Origin of the sequence: Streptomyces sp. NPDC002328 (genome assembly GCF_042890065.1) — a bacterium.
In the GTDB taxonomy this organism is placed as follows: domain Bacteria; phylum Actinomycetota; class Actinomycetes; order Streptomycetales; family Streptomycetaceae; genus Streptomyces.
In genome coordinates this window covers 669736-692084 of sequence record NZ_JBIARQ010000002.1, presented here as the reverse complement: position 1 = coordinate 692084, position 22349 = coordinate 669736, and the positions used below count along the sequence as shown (strand labels likewise).

The 22349-nt window shown below is 73.0% G+C and carries 21 protein-coding genes and 1 pseudogene; 14 read left to right on the top strand and 8 right to left on the bottom strand.

From position 1 onward, the window contains the following. Positions 1–86 precede the first annotated feature (86 nt). Entirely contained in the window at positions 87–1007 is a 921-nt protein-coding gene (locus tag ACFYX4_RS09555) for a DUF3558 domain-containing protein (protein ID WP_389328517.1), read from the bottom strand. Positions 1008–1198: 191 nt separating this feature from the next. On the opposite strand from ACFYX4_RS09555, the gene ACFYX4_RS09550 reads away from it, so the two are divergent. After that, the gene (locus ACFYX4_RS09550; protein WP_389328514.1) at positions 1199–2392 is read left to right on the top strand and encodes an RtcB family protein; all 1194 of its coding nucleotides are present in this window, start codon (positions 1199–1201) and stop codon (positions 2390–2392) included. 92 nt (positions 2393–2484) lie between these two features. On the opposite strand, the gene ACFYX4_RS09545 is transcribed toward ACFYX4_RS09550, so the two are convergent. From ACFYX4_RS09545 to ACFYX4_RS09535, 3 genes are all read right to left on the bottom strand, one after another. Continuing rightward, on the bottom strand, positions 2485–3744 hold the full coding sequence (locus tag ACFYX4_RS09545) for a tyrosine-protein phosphatase (protein ID WP_389328511.1): 1260 nt from the start codon (positions 3742–3744) through the stop codon (positions 2485–2487). 35 nt (positions 3745–3779) lie between these two features. Continuing rightward, a complete protein-coding gene (locus tag ACFYX4_RS09540) occupies positions 3780–4556 on the bottom strand; it encodes an SDR family NAD(P)-dependent oxidoreductase (protein WP_389328508.1) in 777 nt (258 codons plus the stop codon). 194 nt (positions 4557–4750) lie between these two features. Continuing rightward, the gene (locus tag ACFYX4_RS09535) at positions 4751–5089 is read right to left on the bottom strand and encodes a YnfA family protein (protein WP_389328505.1); all 339 of its coding nucleotides are present in this window, start codon (positions 5087–5089) and stop codon (positions 4751–4753) included. Between the two features lie 99 nt (positions 5090–5188). Between ACFYX4_RS09535 and ACFYX4_RS09530 the strand changes: the two genes are divergently transcribed. From ACFYX4_RS09530 to ACFYX4_RS09520, 3 genes are read left to right on the top strand one after another with little or no spacing between them, the layout of a single operon-like run. Next, positions 5189–5662, top strand: coding sequence for a MarR family winged helix-turn-helix transcriptional regulator (locus ACFYX4_RS09530; RefSeq protein WP_389328502.1), 474 nt, complete (start codon positions 5189–5191; stop codon positions 5660–5662). A 2-nt stretch (positions 5663–5664) separates the two neighbouring features. Then, the gene (locus tag ACFYX4_RS09525; RefSeq protein ID WP_389328499.1) at positions 5665–6744 is read left to right on the top strand and encodes a permease; all 1080 of its coding nucleotides are present in this window, start codon (positions 5665–5667) and stop codon (positions 6742–6744) included. Then, complete coding sequence (locus tag ACFYX4_RS09520; RefSeq protein ID WP_389328496.1) at positions 6741–7682, top strand: TIGR03943 family putative permease subunit; 942 nt, start codon at positions 6741–6743, stop codon at positions 7680–7682. The genes ACFYX4_RS09525 and ACFYX4_RS09520 overlap by 4 nt, the downstream gene beginning before the upstream one ends. Here the strand turns inward: ACFYX4_RS09520 and ACFYX4_RS09515 are convergent. Beyond that, positions 7652–8533 (bottom strand): DUF6597 domain-containing transcriptional factor, encoded by an 882-nt coding sequence (locus ACFYX4_RS09515; RefSeq protein ID WP_389328493.1) that lies wholly within the window; start codon positions 8531–8533, stop codon positions 7652–7654. The two genes, ACFYX4_RS09520 and ACFYX4_RS09515, sit on opposite strands and share 31 nt — an antisense overlap. A gap of 113 nt (positions 8534–8646) precedes the next feature. Here ACFYX4_RS09515 and ACFYX4_RS09510 point away from each other — a divergent pair, with 113 nt between their 5' ends. The 6 genes and pseudogenes from ACFYX4_RS09510 to ACFYX4_RS09485 form a co-directional block, all read left to right on the top strand. Then, positions 8647–9744, top strand: coding sequence for an LLM class flavin-dependent oxidoreductase (locus tag ACFYX4_RS09510; protein ID WP_389328490.1), 1098 nt, complete (start codon positions 8647–8649; stop codon positions 9742–9744). Next, a complete protein-coding gene (locus ACFYX4_RS09505; protein WP_389328487.1) occupies positions 9741–10337 on the top strand; it encodes a CE1759 family FMN reductase in 597 nt (198 codons plus the stop codon). Before ACFYX4_RS09510 ends, ACFYX4_RS09505 begins: the two co-directional genes overlap by 4 nt. A gap of 204 nt (positions 10338–10541) precedes the next feature. Beyond that, entirely contained in the window at positions 10542–11258 is a 717-nt protein-coding gene (locus ACFYX4_RS09500) for a response regulator transcription factor (protein ID WP_389328485.1), read from the top strand. A 3-nt stretch (positions 11259–11261) separates the two neighbouring features. Then, a complete protein-coding gene (locus ACFYX4_RS09495; protein WP_389328482.1) occupies positions 11262–12722 on the top strand; it encodes an ATP-binding protein in 1461 nt (486 codons plus the stop codon). A 290-nt stretch (positions 12723–13012) separates the two neighbouring features. After that, positions 13013–14278: an ArgE/DapE family deacylase gene (locus ACFYX4_RS09490; protein WP_389328480.1), complete on the top strand. Its 1266-nt coding sequence runs from the start codon at positions 13013–13015 to the stop codon at positions 14276–14278. A 168-nt stretch (positions 14279–14446) separates the two neighbouring features. Beyond that, positions 14447–14773: pseudogene (locus tag ACFYX4_RS09485) on the top strand (pectate lyase); the annotation flags it as partial. Positions 14774–14847: 74 nt separating this feature from the next. Here the strand turns inward: ACFYX4_RS09485 and ACFYX4_RS09480 are convergent. Then, positions 14848–16086 (bottom strand): CU044_5270 family protein, encoded by a 1239-nt coding sequence (locus ACFYX4_RS09480; RefSeq protein WP_389328477.1) that lies wholly within the window; start codon positions 16084–16086, stop codon positions 14848–14850. After that, on the bottom strand, positions 16083–16733 hold the full coding sequence (locus ACFYX4_RS09475; RefSeq protein ID WP_389328474.1) for an RNA polymerase sigma factor: 651 nt from the start codon (positions 16731–16733) through the stop codon (positions 16083–16085). Before ACFYX4_RS09475 ends, ACFYX4_RS09480 begins: the two co-directional genes overlap by 4 nt. A gap of 106 nt (positions 16734–16839) precedes the next feature. Between ACFYX4_RS09475 and ACFYX4_RS09470 the strand changes: the two genes are divergently transcribed. Together ACFYX4_RS09470 and gap are read left to right on the top strand one after the other, a co-directional pair. Then, on the top strand, positions 16840–17796 hold the full coding sequence (locus ACFYX4_RS09470; protein WP_389328471.1) for a GlxA family transcriptional regulator: 957 nt from the start codon (positions 16840–16842) through the stop codon (positions 17794–17796). Positions 17797–17935: 139 nt separating this feature from the next. Then, entirely contained in the window at positions 17936–18934 is a 999-nt protein-coding gene (gene gap, locus ACFYX4_RS09465) for a type I glyceraldehyde-3-phosphate dehydrogenase (protein ID WP_389328468.1), read from the top strand. 263 nt (positions 18935–19197) lie between these two features. On the opposite strand, the gene ACFYX4_RS09460 is transcribed toward gap, so the two are convergent. Continuing rightward, the gene (locus tag ACFYX4_RS09460) at positions 19198–19920 is read right to left on the bottom strand and encodes a hypothetical protein (protein ID WP_389328466.1); all 723 of its coding nucleotides are present in this window, start codon (positions 19918–19920) and stop codon (positions 19198–19200) included. A gap of 342 nt (positions 19921–20262) precedes the next feature. Here ACFYX4_RS09460 and hemL point away from each other — a divergent pair, with 342 nt between their 5' ends. Together hemL and ACFYX4_RS09450 are read left to right on the top strand one after the other, a co-directional pair. Then, positions 20263–21579, top strand: a complete 1317-nt coding sequence (gene hemL, locus ACFYX4_RS09455) for a glutamate-1-semialdehyde 2,1-aminomutase (RefSeq protein WP_389328463.1) — start codon at positions 20263–20265, stop codon at positions 21577–21579. 110 nt (positions 21580–21689) lie between these two features. Further along, positions 21690–22337 (top strand): histidine phosphatase family protein, encoded by a 648-nt coding sequence (locus tag ACFYX4_RS09450; RefSeq protein WP_389328698.1) that lies wholly within the window; start codon positions 21690–21692, stop codon positions 22335–22337. Positions 22338–22349 lie beyond the last annotated feature (12 nt).

The window sequence follows — 22349 nt, the reverse complement described above, 5'->3', positions numbered from 1 at the left end:
CGAGTGGCCACGGTACGCGGTGAAGGAGATGTGCGGTCTCGCTTGGAGGGGTTCGCGGGCGGAGGGCGGCGGGGCGTGAAGTCGCCTCAGCCGCGCAGGGAGTCGGCGAGCTGAGCGGCCAGTTTCCGGGCCCTGTCCTGCATTTCCTCGCTGTCCGGCACCGTGGCGATCGTCGTCGGCTGCTCCTCGTACCGGATGGTCACAATGACGTTCGACGTGCGGAACGCCACAGTCACCGTGCGCTGTTTGGCCGTCGAGGCGGAGTCGTCGAGCACGTCGTCGACGAACGCCTCGTCGCCCAGGCCTTCGAGGAGGCGGGGTTGGAGTTCGGCGGGCGTGGTGGTGGCGGAGGGGGAGGGGGCGGCGGAGTCGCTCGCGGGGGCGGTCGCGGTGCCGTTCGCGGGGGCGCTCGCCGGGGCGGTGCCCTCGCCGCCGGCCGCGGGGGCCGTGCCCTTGGCGGGGCTCGCGGACGGGGACGCCGCCGCGGACCCCGACGAGGACCCGGACGGGGACGCCGACGGGGAGGCCGGCGAGGCGTCGCTCGTCGAGGCGACGGGCACGGGCAGGTCGGCCGCCGTCACCTTCCCCGCGAACAGGTCCTCGGCCTCGGTGTCGTCGCTGACCGCGGTGTCGTACGACACCACGCGCTCGAAGTCGACCAGCAGGTGGTCGGTGGCGTCCGCCGACTCCACCTTCCAACGGCAGCCCGTCTTGCGGTCGGTGTCGAACGTCTGGGTCGCCTCGCCCGCGTAGGCGTCCTCCCGCCGCGTCGCGTCGGCGATCTCGCGGACGCCGGGCAGGAGCGTGTCGAGGGTGCCGCGGCTGACGGCGCGACAGGCTTCCGGGAGGGTGTCGTACCGGCCGGGTTCGGCGACGGCGCTGGCCGTGCCGGCCTTGCCCGGGTTGGCGTCGTCGGTGGGGCCGCCGTCGTCGGAGTCGCCGGTGCAGCCGGCCAGCAGCGCCGCGAGGAGCGCGGCGGCGCCGGTTACGTACGCCTTCCGCTGCACGGTCGGCTCCTCTCGACGGTTCGACGGTCATGACGTGGACGGTTATTCGCTTGCCGGGCGGGGGCGACCACTGGAGACAATGTGTATCGCACGCAACGCCGTGGATGCCGGTCCCTCGTCCTGTACGTCGACCTTGGCACCGGTTTTGCTATTAGAGACTTCTGTTGTGACTCCGGGGGAATGAGGGCGATATGTCGTACGTGGAGATGCCGGGCGCGAAGGTACCCATCCGTATGTGGGCCGACCCGGCGACGGTCGAGGACGTGGCGCTCCAGCAGCTGCGCAACGTCGCCACCCTGCCCTGGATCAAGGGCCTCGCCGTGATGCCGGACGTGCACTTCGGCAAGGGCGCGACGGTCGGTTCCGTGATCGCGATGCAGGGCGCCGTGTGCCCGGCTGCGGTGGGCGTGGACATCGGCTGCGGCATGTCCGCGGTGCGGACCTCCCTCACGGCGAACGACCTGCCGGGCGACCTGTCGCGCCTGCGGTCGAAGATCGAGCAGGTGATCCCGGTGGGGCGGGGCATGCACCAGGACGCCGTCGACCCGGGCCGTCTGCACGGCTTCGCGACCGGCGGCTGGGACGACTTCTGGGAGCGGTTCGACGGGATCGCGGACGCGGTCAAGTTCCGTCAGGAACGCGCCACGAAGCAGATGGGAACGCTCGGAAGCGGCAACCACTTTGTCGAGGTGTGCACGGACACGACCGGCGCCGTCTGGCTGATGCTGCACTCCGGTTCCCGCAACATCGGCAAGGAGCTCGCCGAGTTCCACATCGGTGTGGCGCAGAAGCTCCCGCACAACCAGGGCCTGGTCGACCGCGACCTCGCCGTGTTCATCGCGGAGACCCCGCAGATGGCGGCGTACCGCAACGACCTGTTCTGGGCGCAGGAGTACGCGAAGTACAACCGCACGCTGATGATGGCGCTCCTGAAGGACGTGGTCCGCAAGGAGTTCCGCAAGGCGAAGCCGGCCTTCGAGCCGGAGATCAGCGCGCACCACAACTACGTGGCCGAGGAGCGCTACGACGGGATGGACCTGCTCGTGACCCGCAAGGGCGCGATCCGGGCCGGTTCCGGCGAGTACGGGATCATCCCGGGCTCCATGGGCACGGGTTCGTACATCGTGAAGGGCCTCGGCAACGAGAAGGCCTTCAACTCGGCGTCGCACGGCGCCGGCCGGCGCATGAGCCGCAACGCGGCGAAGCGGCGGTTCTCCACGAAGGACCTGGAGGAGCAGACGCGGGGCGTGGAGTGCCGCAAGGACTCCGGTGTCGTGGACGAGATCCCGGGCGCGTACAAGCCGATCGAGCAGGTGATCGACCAGCAGCGGGACCTGGTGGAGGTCGTGGCGAAGCTGAAGCAGGTCGTCTGCGTGAAGGGCTGACGACGGCGGACGACGGCGGGGGATGGCGAAGGGGCTCGGGCCGGTCGGTCCGGGCCCCTTCGCGCGCATGACCGGCGCCGAGTTCCCGGGCGTCAGCCGAGCCGCTTCTCCAGCAGCGTCACCGCGTACGGGCTGCCCTGGCCGCCGTTCTTCGCTCGGTTCTCGCCGACGACCTTGTAGCCCGCCGACTCGTAGTAGGCGCGCAGGCGGGGGTTGGAGGCGAGGCAGTCCAGGCGGGCGTAGGCGCGGCCGGACGCGGCGATGCGGGACTCGGCCTCGGCCAGCATGCGGCGGCCGGTGGCCGGCGGGGACGTGTGCGGGGCCGTCATCAGACGGTGGACGTATCCGGCGTCGGGCGGGCGCGGGCCCCAGGCGGCCGGGTCGTCCCACCAGATTTCCCAGGCGCCGGTGACCGTGCCCGCCACCCGGGCGAGCCACACCTCGCCCTCCCGCATCCGGGTGTGGAAGTGGGCCGCGGTCTTGCCGCCCGGCGTCCACTGGTCGATCTCCCGGGCCGACTGCCACAGGGCCGCCGTGTCGTGCAGACGGACCAGGGCCGGGACGTCCTCGGGGGTCGACCGGTGGAACGTCGACTCCGGCCAGGCGGAGGGGATCGGCTCCAGCAGGCGGTCACGGAGAGCACCGGCGACGGCGTCCGGGTCCAGGCCCAGGGCCTGGGCGACGTAGTTCCTGGTGCTGCCGTAACGGGAGTCGACGGCCGCCAGGTAGTGGCGCATTGCCGAGGCGGGGGCGCGGCCGAAGCCGGGCCAGGCGGGGGTGCGGCCGTCGTTGCGCGCCCGCCAGTCGGCGAGCAGGGCGTCCGTCGCCAGTTCCGTCAGGCTGAAGTCCTCGACGATCACCTGCTCCTCGACGCCCAGCAACCCCAGTACCAGAGCGGCCAGTTGGCCCGTGCGGTCCTTGCCCGAGGCGCAGTGGAAGACGAGCGGGGCGTCCGTGTGCGCGATCAGCTCCAGGGCCTCGCGGATCTCCTTCGTGCCGTCCTCCGCCACCTCCATGTAGCGCTCGGCGAGGTACGGGCCCGGGTCGACGTCGGCGGTCTGGACGGCCTGGTCGTAGGGCCGGTGCTCGATGCTGAGGTTGCGGTACGCGAAGGAGGGGTGGGCGGGGATCCGGCCCCGGCCCTCCGCCTCCCAGGGGTGGCGCAGGTCGATCACCGTGCGGACGCCGAGGGACAGGAAGAGGTCCCAGTCCGGCGTGTTCTCGGTCAGCTTGCCCAGGGAGTCCGCGCGGTACAGGAGTCCCGCGCGGACGCGCGAACGCCCGTCCGCGGTCCGATACCAGCCCAGATCACGGAAGTTGTGCAGCGTCTCGAAGGCTATGTGTCTGTCCACGGGCGCGACCCTACGGGCGCGTGGGGCGACCGTGATCAGATTTTCCGGTGCACCTTCGTGTTGGACGCCTGGGCGCGGGGGCGCAGGACCAGGAGGTCGACGTTGACGTGGCTGGGGCGGGTCACCGCCCAGGCGATCGTCTCGGCGACGTCGTCGGCGGTGAGGGGCTCGTCCACGCCCTCGTAGACCTTCGCCGCCTTGTCCCGGTCGCCGCCGAAGCGGGTCAGGGCGAACTCGTCGGTCTTCACCATGCCGGGCGCGATCTCGATGACCCGCACCGGCTGTCCGACGATCTCCAGGCGCAGCGTCTCGGCCAGCACATGCGCGCCGTGCTTGGCGGCGACGTAGCCCGCGCCGCCCTCGTACGTGCCGTGTCCGGCCGTCGACGACACGACCACGACCGTGCCGTCGCCGCTCTCGACCAGCTTGGGCAGCAGGGCCTGGGTGAGGTTCAGGGTGCCGATGACGTTCGTCTCGTACATCGTGCGCCAGTCGTCCGGGTCGCCGGAGGCCACCGGGTCGGCGCCGAGCGCGCCGCCCGCGTTGTTGACGAGGACGCCGATCGTCCTGAACGCCGTCGCGAACTCGTCCACCGCGGTCCGGTCGGTGACGTCCAGCTGGTACGCGGTCGCCGAGCCGCCCGCCGCGACCAGCTCCTCGGCCAGCGCCTCGATACGGTCCTTGCGGCGGGCGGTGAGGACCACGCGGTAGCCGGCCGCGGCGAGCCGGCGGGCGGTGGCGGCGCCGATCCCGCTGCTCGCACCGGTGACGACGGCGATGCGGGAGGCGGGGGACGGGGCGGCGGGGGCCATGGGACTGCTCCTAGGGCGGGGCGGCGGGGTGGACGGCACAGGAGGGGCGGACGGGTGCGACGGGGCGGACGACGCGCCGACCCTCCGGCGGCCAGGATAGGCACGCGGAGATCACGAACGGCCCGCGATCCCGCTTTTCGGACAGGCGAGTTCGCAGCGGGCCGGGTCAGCCGCCGTTGCGTGGGCGGGCAGGGTCAGCCGCCGTTGCGCGGGGCCCACATGATCACGGCCATGCCGGCGAGGCAGACCAGCGCGCCCGTCACGTCCCACCGGTCCGGGCGGTAGCCGTCGGCGACCATGCCCCAGGCCAGCGAACCGGCGACGAAGACACCGCCGTACGCGGCCAGGACGCGGCCGAAGTCGGCGTCCTCCTGGAGGGTGGCGACGAAGCCGTACGCGCCGAGGGCCATGACACCCGCGCCGATCCACAGCCAGCCGCGGTGCTCGCGCACGCCCTGCCAGACCAGCCACGCCCCGCCGATCTCGAAGAGCGCGGCGACGACGAAGAGGGCGGCGGAGCGGAGCACGAGCATGCGATCAGCTTCGCACGCGCCGCGGAGCCGCTTCCGGCCGGTCGGGTTCCGCCGCGTCGTACGATCTGCGGACGGCGCTGACGAAGGGGTGTGCGGGCGATGTCCGGGAACGTGCGGTCGCGGTTGCTGGACGAGCTGTCCACCGTGTCCCGCCGGTACGTGGCGGCGTTCGCGCTGTTCAACCAGGCCGTCGCCGACCGTCTCGGGCTGCACCCCACCGACCTCCAGTGCCTGAACCTGTTGTCGCTGGAGCGGGAGCCGGTGACGACGGGCCGGGTCGCGGAGCTGACGGGCCTGACCACCGGATCGGCCACCCGGCTGGTGGACCGGCTGGAGAGGGCGGGGTACGTCGTGCGGCAGCGGGACGCGGTCGACCGGCGGCGGGTGCTGGTGGCGACGGTGCCGGAGCGGATCGCCGAGTTCGGGCGGACCTGCGAGCGGCTGGGCGGTGACTGGTCCCCGCTCTTCGAGGATCTCGACGAGGCCGAACTCGCGGTGATCGTGCGGCACATGAGGCGGACGGTGGAGTTCAGCGGGGAGCAGGTCGTGCGGCTGCGGGAAGGCCAGGGCTAGGCATGGGGGTCGTCGACGACACCGGCATACGCGCGGACCGCGACGGCGAGCACGTCGGTGACCGTGACCGTGACCGTGACCGTGACCGTGACGGTGACCGCGGCCGGGAGGCGGGGCCCGCGCGCGGCCTGCCCCGGAACTGGCCGCTGCTGCTGGCGGCGGCCGCCGTGGTGCCGGGCGCGCTGTTGGTGCTGGTCGGGCGGTCGCTGGAGGAGCCGGCCGTGCAGGCGTGGCGGACGGTGGCCCTCGCGGTGACCGTGCAGGCGCTGCCGTTCCTGCTGCTGGGTACGGCCCTGTCGGGGGCGATCAACGCGTTCGTGCCGGAGCGGGTGTTCAGCCGGCTGCTGCCGAAGCGGCCGGCGCTCGCGGTGCCGGTGGCCGGGGCCGCCGGGGTCGTGCTGCCGGGCTGCGAGTGCGCGTCGGTGCCGGTGGCGGCCAGTCTGATCGGCCGGGGGGTCACCCCGGCCGCCGCGTTCGCGTTCCTGCTGTCCGCGCCGGCCGTGAACCCGGTGGTGCTGACCGCCACCGCGATCGCCTTCCCCGGCAGCCCCGAGATGGTGCTGGCCCGGCTGCTGGCCTCGCTGGTCACCGCGGCCGTGATGGGCTGGCTGTGGCTCTGGCTGGGCCGCGCGGAGTGGCTGAAGCCCGCCGTACAGCACACCGGGCACCGGCCGGGGCACAGTCGGTGGACGGAGTTCCGGCAGGGCTTCCAGCACGACTTCCTGCACGCGGGCGGGTTCCTGGTGGTCGGCGCGATGGCCGCGGCGACCTTCAACGTGGCGGTGCCGCGCTCGGTCGTCGACACGTTCGCCGGCTCGCCCTGGCTGTCGGTGCTGTTCCTGGCGCTGCTGGCGATCGTGCTGGCGGTGTGCAGCGAGGCGGACGCGTTCGTGGCGGCGTCGCTGACCGGGTTCTCGCCGACGGCGCGGCTGACGTTCATGGTGGTCGGGCCGATGGTCGACCTCAAGCTGATCGCGTTGCAGGCGGGGACGTTCGGACGGGCCTTCGCGCTCCGATTCTCGACGGCGACCGCGGTCGTCGCGGTGGTGTGCAGCGTGCTGGTGGGAGGGGTGCTGCTGTGAAGCGGCTCGCGCAGGTCGGACTGCTGCTGCTGAGCGGGCTGGGCCTGTTGCAGGCCTCGCTGCTGACGGACGCGTATCTGCGATACGTGAAGGAGGGCATGCGCCCACTGCTGATCGCGTCGGGGGCGGTGCTGGTGGTCCTGGGGGCGATGGAGGCGTGGTCGGCGTGGCGCGAGGGGCGGCGGGGGCGGGACGGCGAAGGGGCGCGGGGGCGTGACGGCGAGGGCGCGCGGGGGCGTGACGGCCGCGACCACGGGCAGGACCACGGCCACGGTCACGGGCAGGACCACGGCCACGGTCACGGGCAGGACCACGGCCACGGTCACGGGCAGGACCACGGCCACGGCCAGGACCACGGCCACGGGCACGGCCACGGCCAGGACCACGACCAGGACTACGACCACGGCCACGATCACTCCGGCGTCCCCCGTGTCGCCTGGCTGCTGTTCCTGCCCGCGTTGAGCCTGCTCTTCTACGCCCCGCCCGCGCTCGGCTCCTACACCGCGTCGCGCGGTGCGCCCAAGCCGGTCGCCGTCGTCGAGGAGGACGGCTTCGACCCGCTGCCCGCGACCTCGCCGCTGCCGATCACGCTCACCGACTTCACCCAGCGGGTGCAGCAGGACGCCGAGCAGGCGATCAAGGGCCGTACGGTCCGGATGACCGGGTTCGTCACACCGGCCGGCGGGAACGGGGCCGAGGGCTGGTACCTGACCCGGATCATGATGTCGTGCTGTGCGGCGGACGCGCAGTCGGTGAAGGTGCGGGTGTACGGCGTCGACGCGCCGAAGGCCGACACCTGGGTGACGGTGACGGGGACCTGGCACGCGGGCGGCACCCTGGGGACGATGTCCGCGGCGGTCGCGCTGGACGCCCGGGGCGTGGAGAAGATCGAGCGGCCGTCGAACGGCTACACGGACGCGTTGCCGTTCGGCTCCTGAGCGGAGCCGAGGCCGGGGCTGGAGCCGGGGCCGGAGCCGGGACCGCGGGGAGGGCCCCCGGGCTCCCGCCGGGGTGAGTAGGCAGTGGGCGGGACCCCGACCGTCGCCTTGAAGTCGCGTACCAGATGAGCCTGGTCCGCGTAGCCGAGGTCGGCTGCCAGGGCCGCCCAGTCGACGTCGGTCGAGGTCTCCGCGCGCTCCAGGGCCTCGTGGATGCGGTAGCGCAGGATGACCCACTTCGGGCCGACGCCGACGTACGCGGCGAAGAGGCGCTGGAGCAGGCGCACCGAGACGCCCTCGGTGCGCGCCAGGTCGGCGACGCGGCGGACGGAGCGGTCGGTGCGGATGCGGTCGGCCAGGGCCATCGCCCGGTCGGCCTCGGGGTCGGGGCGCGGGCCGAGACCGAGGAGGAAGGCGTCGAGGGCGGCCACGCGGGCGTCCTCGTCGTCGGGGGAGAGGACGGCCCCGGGGTCGGCGTCGGGGAGGCGGACGCGGCGGCCCGTCCAGTCGCCGACGGGGTGGTCCGGGGCGAAGGGCCGGAAGCCGCCCGGCCGGAACTGGACCCCACAGACCCGCCCCGCGCCTTCGAGTTTCTGGGTGAAGAGGCCGAGGCCGATGCCGGCGATCTCGGCGAAGGGTTCCTGGCCCTCGAACCGCTGGAAGACGACGTTCACCGAGGGGTGCGGGACGACATGGGAGGCGTACGGCTGGTTCAGGTCCCAGTCGATCAGCCAGTAGTGCTCCAGGTACGGGCGCAGCGGCGGGGCCGGTTCGCGGCGCCGGAAGCGGACGCGCGCGAGGAGCTCCGCGGCGTCGACGATGCCTCGGGTGTCGCGGCGTGGGGCGGCCATGAGTCGATCGTAGGGCGGGGCGCCGACAGCCGGGGGTACTCGGGAATAGGGGTCGGGGGGCGGTCGTTCAGAGGTATAGTTGAACGGTCAACAACTTTGGAGGTTGAGGGGCCATGCAGTTCGGGATCTTCACGGTCGGCGACGTCACGCCGGACCCCACCACCGGGCGCACGCCGACCGAGCGCGAGCGGATCAAGGCCATGGTCGCCATCGCGCAGAAGGCCGAGGAGGTCGGGCTCGACGTCTTCGCGACCGGCGAGCACCACAACCCGCCGTTCGTGCCGTCGTCGCCGACCACGATGCTCGGCTATGTGGCGGCCCGCACGGAGAACCTGATCCTCTCCACCTCGACCACCCTGATCACCACCAACGACCCGGTGAAGATCGCCGAGGACTTCGCGATGCTCCAGCACCTGGCCGACGGGCGCGTCGACCTGATGATGGGCCGCGGCAACACCGGCCCGGTGTACCCGTGGTTCGGCCAGGACATCCGGGAGGGCATCAACCTCGCCATCGAGAACTACAACCTGCTGCACCGGCTGTGGCGCGAGGACGTCGTCGACTGGGAGGGGAAGTTCCGCACCCCGCTCCAGGGCTTCACCTCGACGCCGCGCCCGATGGACGACGTGCCGCCGTTCGTCTGGCACGGCTCCATCCGCTCGCCCGAGATCGCCGAGCAGGCCGCCTTCTACGGCGACGGCTTCTTCCACAACAACATCTTCTGGCCGGCCGACCACACCAAGCGGATGGTCGAGCTGTACCGGGCCCGGTACGCGCACTACGGGCACGGCACGGCGGAGCAGGCCATCGTCGGCCTCGGCGGCCAGGTGTTCATGCGGAAGAACTCGCAGGACGCGGTGCGCGAGTTCCGCCCCTACTTCGACAACGCGCCGGTCTACGGGCACGGGCCGTCCCTGGAGGACTTCACCGACCAGACCCCGCTGACCGTCGGCACGCCGGAGCAGGTCATCGAGAAGACCCTGGCCTTCCGGGAGTACGCGGGCGACTACCAGCGTCAGCTGTTCCTCGTCGACCACGCGGGGCTGCCGCTGAAGACCGTGCTGGAGCAGCTCGACCTGCTCGGCGAGGAGGTCGTGCCGGTGCTGCGCGAGGAGTTCGCCAAGGGCCGCCCGGCGGACGTGCCGGACGCGCCGACCCACCAGTCCCTGCTGGCCGCGGCGCACGCGAAGAAGAAGGAGACCGTGGCATGAAGCTCGTCGTCGTCTCGGCGGGACTGAGCGTCCCCTCGTCCACCCGCCTGCTGGCCGACCGGCTGGCGACGGCCACGGCCGAGCGGACCCCGGCGGAGGTGGAGGTCGTGGAGCTGCGCGACCTCGCCGTGGAGATCGCGCACCACTTCACCAACGGCTTCCCCGGGCGCAGGCTGGCGGCGGCGCTGGACGCGGTGGCGTCGGCGGACGGCCTGATCGTCGTCACCCCGGTGTTCTCGGCGTCGTACAGCGGACTGTTCAAGTCGTTCTTCGACGTGCTGGAGCAGGACGCGCTGGCGGGCAAGCCGGTGCTGATCGCCGCCACCGGCGGCTCGGCCCGGCACTCGCTGGTCCTGGAACACGCGCTGCGCCCCCTCTTCGCCTACCTGCGCGCGGTGATCGTCCCGACGGCGGTCTACGCGGCCTCCGAGGACTGGGGCGCGGAGGGCCTGCCCGAAAGGGTCGAACGGGCGGCGGGCGAACTGGCGACCCTGATGAGGGGCCTGCCGGCGGCGAGGGGACCGAAGACCGGCGGTATGGAGGTCATCCCGTTCGCGGAACAACTGGCGGCACTGTCGAACAGGGGGGTGTGAAACTGCGGGGTGCGCTCTTGGCGGGGGCCGGTCCCATCAGCCCGTCCGGCGTTTGAGGACGAGGCCCGTTCAGGGCCGAAGCGGGGGCCCGGGGGCGGCAGCCCCCGGAGACGCCCACACCGACGGTGAGAGCCGAGTAAGAAGCCAAGCAGCACCACCGCACGACTCCGCCAAACCGCCGGAGGCCCTGGCAGAGTGGACCGCGTGCCTCAGACCGTTCTCCTGGCCGAAGACGACCGCGCCATCCGCCACGCCCTGGAACGCGCCCTGACCCTGGAGGGCTACCAGGTCACCGCGGTCGCCGACGGCGTCGAGGCGCTGGCGCACGCGCACAGGACGCCGCCGGACATCCTCGTCCTCGACGTGATGATGCCCGGCATCGACGGCCTCCAGGTCTGCCGGGTGCTGCGCGCCGAGGGCGACCGCACGCCCATCCTGATGCTGACCGCGCTGGTGGAGACCGCGGACCGGATCGCCGGACTGGACGCGGGCGCCGACGACTACGTCCTGAAGCCCTTCGACGTCGAGGAGGTCTTCGCCCGGCTGCGCGCGCTGCTGCGCCGCAGCGACCCGGCCGCCCGGACCGACGTGCCGAAGCCCGCGGCGGCGGCGCCCGCCCGCTACCTGGAGGCGGCCGGGCTGCGGATGGACCCGCAGGCGCGGCGGGCCTGGCGCGGGGAACGCGAACTGGAGCTGACCCGAACCGAGTTCGAGCTGCTGGAGCTGCTCGTGCGCAACGCGGGCATCGTCCTCGACCACTCCACGATCTACGACCGCATCTGGGGCTACGACTTCGGGCCGGGCTCCAAGAACCTCGCCGTCTACGTCGGCTACCTCCGCCGCAAGCTGGACGGTCCGGGCGGCGCCCCGCCGCTGATCCACACCGTGCGGGGCGTGGGCTACGTGCTGCGGGAAGACTGACGCGTGGCACGCACGGGCGGGGCGGACGACCGGTCGGCGAGGTCGCCGTCCCGGCGGCGCGCCGAGCTGGTCTCGCTGCGCACCACCTTCGCGGTGTCCTTCGCCGCCGTGACCGCCGCCGTCACCGTCCTCGTGGGCGTCCTGTCGTACGGGGCCGCCGCGCGACTGGTCAGGGTGGACCAGGAGTCGGTGTTCGACGAGGTCGTGCAGGACCTGCGGGACGAGGTGCGGGACCAGGCGATGGACCCCGAGGACTTCTCCTCGTCCGCGCCCGGCCACGACATCGTGCGGCCGGCCCGCACGGACGTGCAGGTGCTGGGGCCGGACGGCGCGGTCGTCGACCCCGGCGACCCCGGGCTGCCGGTCAAGGAAGCCGACCGGGAGGTCGCCGCCGCGGCGACGGCGGGGACGCTCGCCGAGCACGAGGACGTCGACGTCGGCAGCGACGTCTACCGCGTCGCCACCGTCGCCCTCGGCGGCGGCCGGGGCGCGGTGCAGATCGCGCAGGAGTTCAGCGACACGGAGGACCTGCTGCGGGCGCTTCAGCAGCGGACCCTGGTCCTGATGACCGCCGTGGTGACGGCGGCCGGGCTGTTCGGCTGGTGGCTGGCCCGGCGCATCACGCACCGCCTGGTCATCCTCACCACCGCCGCCGAGGACGTCGCCCGCACCCGACGGCTGGGCGTCCAGGTGCCCGTCACCGGCCATGACGAGGTGGGCCGCCTCGGGCGCGCCTTCGACCGCATGCTGGGCCGGCTCGCGCAGTCGGAGGAGGACCAGCGCCGGCTGGTCCAGGACGCCGGCCACGAGCTGCGCACTCCGCTGACCTCGCTCCGTACGAACATCTCGCTGCTGCGCCGCATCGACGAGCTGCCGCCCGCGGCCCGTGAGGAACTCGTCGCCGACCTGGGCCAGGAGGCGCGTGAACTGACCGATCTGGTCAACGAGTTGGTGGATCTCGCGGCCGGCCAGTCGGACACCGAGCCGCCCCGGCGGGTCGACCTCGCCGACATCGCCGAGGACGTCGCGGGCCTCGCCCGCCGCCGCACCGGGCGGACCGTCCAGGTCCGGGCGAGCGGGGACACCACGACGGACGGGCGGCCGGGGATGCTCCAACGGGCGCTCAGCAATCTCGTGGAGAACGCGGCGAAGTTCGACCGGGAGGGGGCGGGCCCGATCGAGATCGCCGTCACCGGCCCGGCGGGCCCCGGCCCGGTCCGCGTCGAGGTCCTCGACCGGGGTCCCGGCATCACCGCGTCCGACCTCACCCGCGTCTTCGACCGCTTCTACCGCGCGGCCGACGCCCGCTCCCTGCCCGGCTCGGGCCTCGGCCTGTCGATCGTCCGCGAGGTGGCGCTGGCCCACGGCGGCACACCGTTCGCCTCGCGGCGGGAGGGGGGCGGCTCGGTGATCGGGTTCACGGTGGGAGGGGGGTCAGGGGAGCAGGGGGCGCGGGAGGGGTGAGGGATGAGGGGTGAGGGGTGGGTCTGGGGGTGCGGGGCTTTCGTGGCCATGGCGACGCCTGTCCGGGACTGTGTGCCGCGTGGCGGGTCCCCGGTGAGCGGAGGAGTCCCCGGCGCGGGCAGGTGGCCGTTCGGGACGGGTCGTCGTCGGCCGCGTATCGGCCGCTCCGGGTGAACAGGATGCGTTCGGGGCGGAGGCGGCGGCGGTCGTCGTCCGACCGCCCGTTCGTTCGTTCGTTCGTCCGTCCGTTCGTCCGTCCTTCGACTGTGGACCGGGGAGGTGGTCGGCGCGTGCTGACCGATGAGGAGGCCGCCGTGCTGGCGGCGATCGACGAGCAGGCCGCCGGGCGGGCGCTGCTGGAGCTGATCGCGATACCCAGCGTCACCGGCAGCGCCGCCGAGGCCGAGTTGCAGCACCACCTCGCCGGCCGGCTGGAGCGGCTCGGGCTCGACGTCGACCTGTGGTCCATGGACCTGCCCGCCCTGCGCGCCCACCCCGGCTTCCCGGGCGCCGAGGCGCCGCGCGAGGAGGCGTGGGGCCTGGTGGGACGGACGGAGGACGGCGGCGACGGGCCGACGCTGATCCTCCAGGGCCACGTGGACGTCGTACCGCCGGGAGACCTCGCGGCCTGGGAGGGCGACCCGTTCGTGCCGCGGGTGACCGGCGATCTCGTGCACGGGCGCGGCGCCTGCGACATGAAGGCCGGGCTCGTCGCGCACCTCGCCGCGCTGGCGGCGATCCGGGCGGCCGGGGTGCGGCTGCGCGGGCGGGTCGCCGCGCACTTCGTCGTCGGGGAGGAGGACGGCGGGATCGGCGCATTCGGCACCCTGCGGCGCGGGTACGGCGGAGACGCGTGCCTGATCGCCGAGCCGACGGCCGGGACGCTGATCACCGCGAACGCGGGCGCGCTGACCTTCCGGATCACCGTCCCCGGCAAGGCCGCGCACGCCAGCTCACGGGAGCGGGGGGTGAGCGCGATCGACGCGTACCTGCCGCTGCACCGGGCGCTGGCCCGCCTGGAGGACGACCGCAATCGCGACCCGGACCCGCTGCTCGCGGAGTATCCGATCCCGTACTCCCTGTCCGTCGGCACGGTGCGCTCCGGGGACTGGGCGAGCAGCGTGCCGGACGCGCTGGTCGCGGAGGGCCGGCTCGGGGTGCGGCTCGGGGAGGACCCGGCGCGGGCGCGGGCGGAGCTGGAGCGGCGGGTGGCCGAGACGTGCGCGGCGGACCCGTGGTTGCGGGAGCACCCGGCGGTGGTCGGCTGGCCGGGCGGGCAGTTCGCGAGCGGACGGCTGCCGGCCGGGCATCCGCTGCGGGACGCGGTGGCGGAGGCGCACGCCGACACGACCGGCGCCCCGCGCCCGAGGGAGCGCGGCGCGACGTACGGCAGCGACCTGCGGCTGTACGCGGGGGCGGGCATCCCGACGCTCCAGTTCGGCCCGGGGGACATCGCGGTGGCGCACAGCGCGCGCGAGCACGTGTCCGTCCGGGAGGTGACGGAGGTCGCGCGGACGCTGGCGCTGACGGCGCTGCGGGTGGTGGGGACGAGATGAGCGACGGGGCGACAGCCGTTCGGAGCCCCCACCCCGCCGGCCCTCAGCCCCGCCGGGATCGCGGGCGGCCCCGGCTGAGCGGCTCGCGGTCCTGGCCGAGCTGCCCTCGGTCCCGGCTGAGCGGCTCGCGGCCCCGGCCGAGTTGCCCTCGGTCCCCAGTTCAACGGGGCCGGCACGCTGACCGTCCGGGACTTCGAGGTGGCCGACTTCGGCAAGCTCGTCCGCACCTGCGGGAATTGCAGCGAGCAGTTCCAGCGGGACGTCGTGCTGGAGAACGTCACGGCGACCGCGCCCGGCGGTGAACTCGTCGGTATCAACAGCAACTTGGGGGACACCGCCCGGCTGACCGGCATCACGATCCTCAACGACCCCGAGCGCGAGATCGTGCCCTGCCAGAAGTTCGAGGGCGTCACCGACGGCGAACCGGAGAAGCTGGGCTCGGACGCCGACGGCGTGAACTGCGTCTTCCAGGAGTCCGACATCACCTTCGGCTGACGACCGCCCCGAAGAGCGGCCGTCCCCGCGACCACCGTGATCGCGGGATCACCCCGATCCCGCGATCACCGTGCTCAGTGCTGAGCGTTCTCCGGCACGGTGATCTGCCGCTCGCCCCAGCTCATCCGCGTCGTCGCCTCGTAGTGGACCGTCGTGCCCGCGGTCAGACCGGCCTGCCGGGCCCGGGCCGACGGCTCGACCAGCACGACCTGCTCGGCGAGCATCGCCCCGGTGGCCGGGTCCACGATCAGCCGCTGCTCGACGCTCCCCAGCGATCCCTGGAAGGCGTCGGGGAACGCGATGCCGACCCCCGCGCGACCCAGCGGATCGTTGACGCGCCCCAGCCCCCGGACGCCGGGCAGGTCCGCCATCACCCGGTACGCGGCCGCCCGGACGGCGGGCTTCACCGGCATCGTGACGAGGTCGGCGGCCACCCGCAGCACGTAGTTCGTACGGCCGCCGCCGGCCTCCGCGCCGCTGTCCTCCGCGTGCAGGGCTTCCAGCTGACGGCGCAACTCACCGCTGTCCGAAGGGAGTTCGAGCAGGTCCTGATAGGAGACGTTGTCCGGGCCGAGGGCGTAGATCTTGTCGTCGGCGTCCGTCCGCATGACCATCGGCCGGTGGGCTCCCATCCTGTAACCGAGGGTGCCGCCTTCCTCGTTGCCCGGGACCTCGGCCTGGGCCGACGCGGGTGAGCCGGCGGCCCGCCAGCGCGCGTCGTCCTCCGCGGTGCGCGGCTCGGTCACCGCGTCCAGCCCGGAGACCATCAGGCTGCGCGTCCCCGGACGCACGCCCACCGACCACTCGCCGGTCGACGTGTCGCGCACGGCGAAGATCCGCCCCGCGCTCTCGACGACGTCCACGCTCTCCGAGCGCGTGACGGTCTGCCAGTACGTCCCCTCGGCGGCCGGCGTCTCCGCCTTCTTCGCCGCGCTGAGCAGTTCGAGACGGACGTCGCCCTGCCTGTCCGGCGACGACGAGCCCGCCCCCGCCGCGGCGGAGGAGGCCTGCGGGGACGCGCTCGGGCGCACGCCCGACGGGTCCCGGTCGAGCGTCGTCACGACCACCGCGGACGCGGCGACGGCGGCGAGGGCCGTCACCGTCCCGAGCGGCCGGATCCCGATCCGCAGCAGCCCCGAGGGCCGGAAGCGCGCGGTGCGACCGTCCGTCGCCCCGGCGGCCAGGATGTGCGCCAGGTCCTCGCGCTGCCGCCGGGAGCCCGCCAGCGCGGCCGGGTCCAGCTCGTCGGGCCGGGCGTCCGCGAGCAGCGTCATGACGTCGGGCCGCCCGGACCGGGTGTGGGTGTTCTTCACGTGAGTGCTCCTGTGCGATCGGTGCGGTGGGGTGCTCGTGCTGTCTGTGATGTCTGTGCTGCTTGCGCTGTCTGTGGGGCTGCTTCGGTGCCGCCGGGCCTCCGCGCGGACGCCGGCCTCTGTACGGGTGCCGGCCCCGGCGAAGGGGCCGGCCCCGCCGGCTCCAGGGCCTTCTCCAGCCGCCGCCGGGCCCGGTGCAGCCGGACGGTCAGCGTCGCGGTGGTGCAGCCCAGGACCCGCGCGGCCTGCTTGGCGGTCAGTCCGTGCCAGGCGATGAGCGTCAGCAGCTCCCGGTCGGCGTCGGACAAGCTCGCCAGGGCCTGCAACGCCGCTTCCCGGTCGGTCACGTCGGCCGCGACGTCGCCGACGTCGCTGCGGTGGCCGCTGCTGATCCGCTGGGCCTCCGCGGCGGCGAGGGCGTACTGACGGCCGTCCCGGCGACGCATCTCGCGCACCAGGTTGCGCGCCACCCCCAGCAGCCAGGGCAGCGCGGGCTGCGAGATGTCCCGCATCCGCCGCCAGGCCACCGTGAACGTCTCGCTGGTGATGTCCTCCCCTACCTGCCGCCCCACCAGGCTGGTGGCGTAGGCGAGGACGCGCGGATAGCACTCCTCGTAGATGTCCCGGAACTGTTGGGCATGTGTCACGCGCCGTCCCCTCATATCGGCTGTCTCACCGAGCAATGCGCGCAGCGGGCCACTTCTTACAGGGGACGGCGAAAAAGATGCGCGCCGCTCCGCGTAACCTCTCCCCGTGCCCGCACCCCGCCCGCATCGCGTCGCCGTTCTCGTGCTCGAGGGTGCCAAGCCGCTCGACGTCGGGATCCCCGCGCAGGTCTTCACGACCCGCGCGAGCATGCCGTACGAGGTGCGGGTGTGCGGGGCGACCCCCGGGCTCGTGACCGGCGGCGACGGCCTCGCGTACTACGTCGCCCACGGTCTCGACGCGCTCGCGTGGGCCGACATCGTCTTCGTCCCCGGCTACCGGTTCCCGGACCGCGACGACCCGCCGCCGGCCGTCGTCGAGGCGCTGATCGCCGCCCACGACCGGGGCGCGCGGCTCGCCGCCATCTCGACGGGCGCGTTCGCGCTCGCCGCCACGGGCCTGCTCGACGGCAGACGCGCCACGACGCACTGGCACTACACGCGGGCGCTCATGGCCAGGCATCCGCTCGTCCGGGTCGACGAGAACGTGCTGTTCGTCGACGAGGGCAGCGTGCTCACCTCGGCCGGCGCGGCCTCCGGCATCGACCTGTGCCTGCACATCCTGCGCGGCGACCTCGGCGTGGCCGCGTCCAACCACGCGGCCCGGCGGCTGGTCGCGGCCCCCTACCGCAGCGGCGGCCAGGCCCAGTACGTGCCGCGCAGCGTCCCCGAGCCGCTGGGCGAGCGGTTCGCCGCCACCCGCGAGTGGGCGCTGCACCGGCTCGGCGATCCCCTCACCCTCGACACGCTGGCGCGGCAGGCGGGGGTCTCGCCGCGCACGTTCTCCCGGCGCTTCGTCGAGGAGACCGGTTGTACGCCGATGCAGTGGGTGATGCGGGCCCGTATCGACCTGGCCCGCGAACTGCTGGAGCGCTCGGAGCGCGGCGTCGAACAGATCGCCGCCGACATCGGGCTGGGCACCGGCGCGAACCTGCGCCTGCACTTCCAGCGCATCCTCGGCACGACGCCGAGCGAGTACCGGCGCACGTTCACCCGGGGCGAGTGACCGCCGTTCGGCACCGGGCGGCGCCCGGGTACGGGGCATGGCGGGATCCTTGTGAACCCTGGCGATCCCGCCACTGTCGGCGGCCCGGCCCGCGCGCGAGCCTGATGCGGCAGGGACGGGAAAGGAAGGAACCCCACTCATGACTCGCATCGCCATCAACGGATTCGGCCGCATCGGACGCAATGTGCTGCGCGCGCTGCTGGAGCGCGACAGCGCCCTGGAGATCGTCGCCGTCAACGACCTGACGGAGCCCGCCGCTCTCGCCCGGCTGCTCGCCTACGACAGCACGGCCGGCCGGCTCGGGCGCCCGGTGACCGTGGACGGGGACGCCTTGGTCGTCGACGGCCGCCGGATCAAGGTGCTGGCCGAGCGGGAACCGGCGCGGCTGCCGTGGGCCGAACTCGGCGTCGACATCGTCCTGGAGGCCACCGGCCGCTTCACCTCGGCGAAGGACGCCCGCGCCCACCTCGACGCGGGCGCGAAGAAGGTCCTCGTCAGCGCGCCGTCGGACGGGGCCGACGTCACGCTCGCGTTCGGGGTGAACACCGACGCCTACGACCCGGCCGTGCACACGATCGTCTCGAACGCGTCCTGCACCACTAACGCGCTCGCGCCGCTGGCCGCGGTCCTCGACGAACTCGCCGGCATCGAGCACGGGTTCATGACGACGGTGCACGCCTACACGCAGGAGCAGAACCTCCAGGACGGCCCGCACCGCGACGCCCGCCGCGCCCGTGCCGCCGGCGTCAACATCGTGCCGACCACGACCGGCGCCGCCAAGGCGATCGGCCTGGTGCTGCCCAACCTGGAGGGCAAGCTGTCGGGCGACTCGATCCGCGTGCCGGTGCCGGTGGGCTCGATCGTCGAGCTCAACACGACCGTCGCCCGCGACGTGACGCGCGCCGACGTCCTGACGGCGTACCGCACCGCCGCGGAGGGCCCGCTCGCCGGCGTCCTCGAATACTCGGAGGACCCGCTCGTCTCCTCCGACATCGTGGGCAACCCCGCCTCGTCGATCTTCGACTCGGCCCTCACCCGCGTCGACGGCCGCCACGTCAAGGTGGTCGCCTGGTACGACAACGAGTGGGGCTTCTCGAACCGAGTGATCGACACACTCGAACTCCTCGCCGCCGGCTGAGGTCACACCGGGCCCGGCAGGTCCATGAGCACGAGTTCGGCCGGGTCGACGACGGCGGTGATCTCGGTGACGCGGCCGTCGGCGACGGTGAAGGTCTTCAACAGAATCAACCACACCATCAAGGAACCAGCCGGCCAAACCTGGTCCTGACCCCAATGCGGCTCCCACCGAGGCCGTCGGCCTTCTGGCCGTGTGACGGCCCCTCTCCGGCACGAAAAGGGCGAGGTCCGAAGACCCCGCCCGTTCCTCCAAGAAACCCCGGCTCAGGGCCACACCAGGCAGTACGGCTGGTGTCCTGCCTCGTGCAGGCGGTGGCTGAAGTCCTGCCATTCGTGGAGGAGTTGGTAGACGTTGAACGCGTCTCGGGGGCCGCCGCGGTCCGGGACCGTGGACCAGATGAAGGCTGCCGCGCCGACCGCCTCCTCGCCGATCTCGCGGAGGGGGTCCACCACCGTCATCGGGAGCTTGACGACCGCGTAGTCGGGGTGCAGGACGACCAGTTCCAGTGGCGGGACCTTGTGCAGGGGGACGCCCTCGATGCCCGTCAGGACCATCGCCGCCATCGTCTCCGGCTTGATCTTGGTGAACATGCCGCCCATGCCGAGCTCGTCGCCGCCGAGCTCCTCGGGGCGCATCGAGATGGGGACGCGGGCCGCCGTGGCGCCGTCCGGCGCGCCGAAGTACTTGTACGTCACCCCCACCCGACCACCATTCCTGCTCCCCGCCCGGAGCCGGTCGACCGCCTGGTCGAGCCGCTCGGACTCGTTCGATGCCCCGGGTGACACCCCGGGCGATACCCCGGGCGTGCCCGGTAGTCCCGGTACTCCCGGCACGCCGGGTACGCCCGGTACTCCCGGTACCCCGGACACACCCTGTGTGTGCCGGGCTTCGTCGGCTTCCTCCGCGTCGCGCCGGTGCCTTCCCCGCCGGGCACGTCGAGGACCCAGGTCATCAGTCCCCTCGCCCAGTCCGCCACCGCGATGCATATCTCCACCCGACTGCTTTTCTAGGACGCGCGGCCCCCGCCGCGCAACCCGATCATCGTGTCAGTGACCTCCCCCACGGCCGCCCGCCGAAACGTGCGGTGAAACACCTGTCCGCGGGAGCTGCGCAGCCACACGACACATCGTCGCAGTGAGCTACGTCTACGAGGCTCGGTCCGTTTCAGTTTCGCAGATGGCGGGCCGACGGGGGGCTCGGAGACCGGCCCGGCTGCCGTCGGCCGCCGCTGGCCTACCCTGAGGAGGTCACTGGCAACCGGAGTTCCGGACCGGCGTCCCTGTAGCCGGAGTCCCAGAAGTCGGAGAAGGTCGGAGTAGTCGCAGATCATGAGCGAAATGCCCTATTCATACGATGCGCCTGTCTCGCAGGCCCTGTTCGACCGGGCGGCCGTCGTCACGCCGGGCGGCGTGAACTCGCCGGTGCGCGCCTTCCGGGCCGTGGGCGGGACGCCCCGGTTCATGGTGTCCGGCACCGGTCCGTACCTGACCGACGCGGACGGGCGGGAGTACGTCGACCTGGTCTGCTCCTGGGGCCCCATGATCCTCGGGCACGCGCACCCCGAGGTCATCGCCGCCGTCCAGGAGGCCGTCGCCCGCGGTACGTCCTTCGGCACGCCCGGTGAGGGCGAGGTCGCGCTCGCCGAGGAGATCGTCGCGCGCGTGGAGCCCGTCGAGCAGGTGCGGCTCGTCTCCAGCGGGACCGAGGCGACCATGTCCGCGATCCGGCTGGCCCGCGGCTTCACCCAGCGCTCCAAGGTGATCAAGTTCGCCGGCTGCTACCACGGGCACGTCGACTCGCTGCTCGCCGCGGCCGGCTCCGGGGTCGCCACCTTCGCGCTGCCCGACACCCCGGGCGTCACCGGCGCCCAGGCCGGCGACACCATCGTCCTGCCGTACAACGACCTGGAGGCCGTGCAGGAGGCCTTCCATCGGCACCCCGGTGAGATCGCGTGCGTGATCACCGAGGCCTCACCCGGCAACATGGGAGTCGTGCCGCCGCTGCCCGGGTTCAACCAGGGGCTCAAGGACGCCTGCGCCACCAACGGCGCGCTCTACATCTCCGACGAGGTCATGACGGGCTTCCGCACCAGCCGGGCGGGCTGGTTCGGGGTCGACGGGGTGCGGCCCGACCTGATGACCTTCGGCAAGGTCATGGGAGGCGGCTTCCCCGCCGCCGCGTTCGGCGGTCGCGCCGACGTGATGGCGCACCTCGCGCCCGCCGGGCCCGTCTACCAGGCCGGCACCCTCTCCGGGAACCCGATCGCCACCGCCGCCGGGCTCGCCCAGCTCCGGCTGCTCGACGACGCCGCGTACGCCACGGTGGACGCCGTGTCCGAGCAGATCCAGGCGCTGGTCTCGGAGGCGCTGTCGAAGGAGGGCGTGACGCACACCGTGCAGAGCGCCTCCAACATGTTCTCCGTCTTCTTCGCGGACCGGCCGGTACGGAACTACGAGGACGCGCGGGCGCAGGAGTCGTTCCGGTTCACCGCCTTCTTCCAGTCGCTGCTGGCGAACGGCGTGTATCTGCCGCCCTCGTCCTTCGAGTCCTGGTTCGTGTCCACGGCCCACGACGAGCGGGCCCTCCAGCGGATCGCCGACGCCCTCCCGGCGGCGGCCCGAGCAGCCGCGGAGGCCACGGCGTGAGCACCGAGAAGAACGCGAGCACCGAGAAGAACGTGAGCACGGAGAACGGCGTGAGCACCGAGAACCGAGGCGTGAGCTCCGGCAAGAAGGACATCACCGTCGTCCACCTCATGCGGCACGGCGAGGTGGAGAACCCGGACGGCGTCCTCTACGGCCGCCTCGGCGGCTACCACCTCTCCGAGCTCGGCCGGCAGATGGCCGACCGGGTCGCCGAGCACCTCGCCTCCCGCGACGTCACCCACGTCTGCGCCTCCCCGCTGGAGCGGGCGCAGGAGACGGCGACGCCGATCGCCAAGGCGCACGGGCTCGACCTCGCCACCGACGCGCGGCTCATCGAGGCCGACAACGTCTTCCAGGGCAAGACCTTCGGCGTCGGCGACGGGGCCCTGCGCCGGCCGGAGAACTGGAAGCATCTGTTCAACCCGTTCAAGCCGTCCTGGGGCGAGCCGTATGTCGACCAGGTCGTGCGGATGATGGGCGCGCTGGACGCGGCGCGGGACCAGGCGCGCGGTCACGAGGCCGTGCTGGTCAGCCATCAGCTGCCGATCTGGATCGTGCGGTCCTACGTCGAGCGGCGGCGGCTCTGGCACGACCCGCGCCGCCGGCAGTGCACCCTCGCCTCGCTGACGACCTTCACGTACCAGGGCGACAGCATCGTGTCCGTCGGCTACACCGAGCCCGCCCGCGACCTCGTCCCCGCGCACCTCCTCGCCGGCGCCAAGCCGGTCAAGGGCAAGGGGAAAGCCTTCGGCGCGTAAGTGGCCTAATCC